The sequence below is a fragment of the Streptomyces sp. RP5T genome (genome assembly GCF_003933965.1).
Lineage (GTDB): Bacteria > Actinomycetota > Actinomycetes > Streptomycetales > Streptomycetaceae > Streptomyces.
Window position 1 is genome coordinate 1 of record NZ_RSAJ01000944.1, and the last position, 2,128, is coordinate 2,128.

The 2,128-nt window shown below is 75.0% G+C and carries 1 protein-coding gene and 1 pseudogene; one reads left to right on the forward strand and one right to left on the reverse strand.

Going from position 1 to position 2,128, the window contains the following annotated elements:
* Nucleotides 1-376 (forward strand): annotated as a pseudogene (locus EHS43_RS43245) (hypothetical protein); the annotation flags it as partial.
* Nucleotides 377-380: 4 nt separating this feature from the next.
* Here EHS43_RS43245 and EHS43_RS43250 read toward each other — a convergent pair.
* Nucleotides 381-2,128 (reverse strand): SpoIIE family protein phosphatase (locus tag EHS43_RS43250; RefSeq protein WP_260470986.1); only part of this gene is annotated, 1,748 nt, incomplete at its 5' end.

Genomic DNA, 2,128 nt, shown 5'->3' on the forward strand with positions numbered 1-2,128 from the left:
GCCGTACGGCTACTGGGTGTGGGCGAACCTCGCCTGCACGGTGCTGATCGTGGGGCCGGCGACGGTGGCGGGCATACGGCGGGCCGTCGTCCGGCTGCGGCACGGCGGGGGCTGGTCGCGCAGGTCCCCGCGCCCCTGGAGCCAGGGGGCGGACCGTGGCGATCTGCGGCTCTGCCTGCTGGTGCTCGCCGCTCTCCTCGCCCTTCTCGTCGCCGACCTGTCCGGGATGAGCAAGGCGGAGACCGAGCGGATCTGGCTGCCGTTCGCCGCGTGGCTGCTGCCCGCGTGCGCCCTACTGACGGGGGCACGCGGCTGGCTCGCCGGGCAGGCGGTCCTGGCGCTGCTCCTCAACCACCTTCTGCTCACGGGGTGGTGAGCCGTCACGGCAGCGGCAGCTCGGTCCAGATGATCTTTCCGTCGGACGTGTAGCGGGTGCCCCAGCGCTCGGTCAGCTGGGCGACCAGGAAGAGGCCGCGGCCGCCCTCGTCCTCGGTGCGGGCGCGGCGCAGCCGGGGGGAGGTGCCGCTGCCGTCGGAGACCTCGCAGATCAGGGCGCGGTCGCGGAGCAACCGCAGCTGCACCGGTCCGGTGGCGTGGCGGATGGCGTTGGTGACCAGTTCGCTGGCGACGAGTTCGACGGTGAACGACAGTTCGTCCAGGCCCCAGGCGGCGAGCTGTTCGGTGACCGCGGCGCGGGAGCGGGAGACGACCGCGGGGTCGCTCGGCAGCTCCCACTGGGCGACCCGCTCGGGGCCGAGCACCTGGGTGCGGGCGACCAGGAGGGCCACGTCGTCGCTGGGGCGGGCCGGGAGCATCGCGTCCAGGACGGCCTCGCAGGTCTCCTCCGGCGGCCGTCCGGCGTGGGCCAGCACGGTACGCAGCCGGTCCAGGCCGGCGTCGATGTCCCGGTGCCGGTCCTCGATCAACCCGTCGGTGTAGAGCACCAGTTGGCTGCCCTCGGCGAGTTCCACCTCCACCGTCTCGAAGGGCATCCCGCCGAGCCCGAGGGGCTGCCCCGCGGGCAGGTCGACGAAGTCCACGCCGCCGTCGGGGCCGACGACCGCGGGCAGCGGGTGTCCGGCGCGGGTGAGGGTGCAGCGCCGGGCCACCGGGTCGTAGACGGCGTACAGGCAGGTGGCGCCGACGATGCCGGAGTCCGCCTGGCCGCTGTCCACGGCCCAGCCCTCGCCGCGGTCCAGGCGGCCCACCAGGTCGTCGAGGTGGGTGAGGAGTTCGTCGGGCGGCAGGTCCAGGGAGCAGAAGTTGTGCACGGCGGTGCGCAGCCGGCCCATGGTGGCGGCGGCGTGCAGGCCGTGGCCGACGACATCGCCGACCACCAGCGCGACCCGGGCCCCGGACAGCGGGATCACGTCGAACCAGTCGCCGCCGACCCCGGCCTGCGCGGGAAGGTACCGGTAGGCGACCTCGACGGCGCTCTGCTCGGGGCGGCCCTTGGGCAGCAGGCTGCGCTGGAGGGCGAGCGCGGTGGTGTGCTCGCGGGTGTAGCGGCGGGCGTTGTCGATGCAGATCGCCGCGCGGCCGGCCAGCTCCTGGGCGAGGGAGAGGTCGTCCTCCTCGAAGGGGGCGGGCTGCCCCGAGCGGTAGAAGCTGACGACACCCAGGGTGGTGCCGCGGGCCCGCAGCGGCACGGTGATCAGGGAGTGGATGCCGGCCCTGAGCACCCGGGTCAGACGCGCCGGGTCCTGGGCGAGCCAGCCGCCCGCCTCCGCGAGGACCGGTTCCAGCACCGCCTGCCCCGTCTCCAGGCTGCGGGCCTGCGGGGTGGAGGGCACGTAGCCGACCTGGTCGCCGACGCCGTACAGGTCGGGTTCCTCGCGCACGCTGCCTACGGCGACCCGGCGCAGCGGGGGGTCCACGCCGAGCGGTCCGGGTTCCTCGCCGTGCAGCACCGGATCCGGCAGGTCCACGGCCGCGAAGTCGGCGAACTGCGGTACGGCCACCTCCGCGAGCTCCTCCGCGGTGCGCCCGACGTCCAGCGTGGTGCCGATCCTGGCGCCGGCCTCGTGCAGCAGCTCAAGGCGCCTGCGCGCGAGTACGGCGAGCCGGCCCACGCCGGGGTCGCCGATCAGGAGCAGGCGGTCGCCGGTCGCGGGTTCGGGGGCAAGGG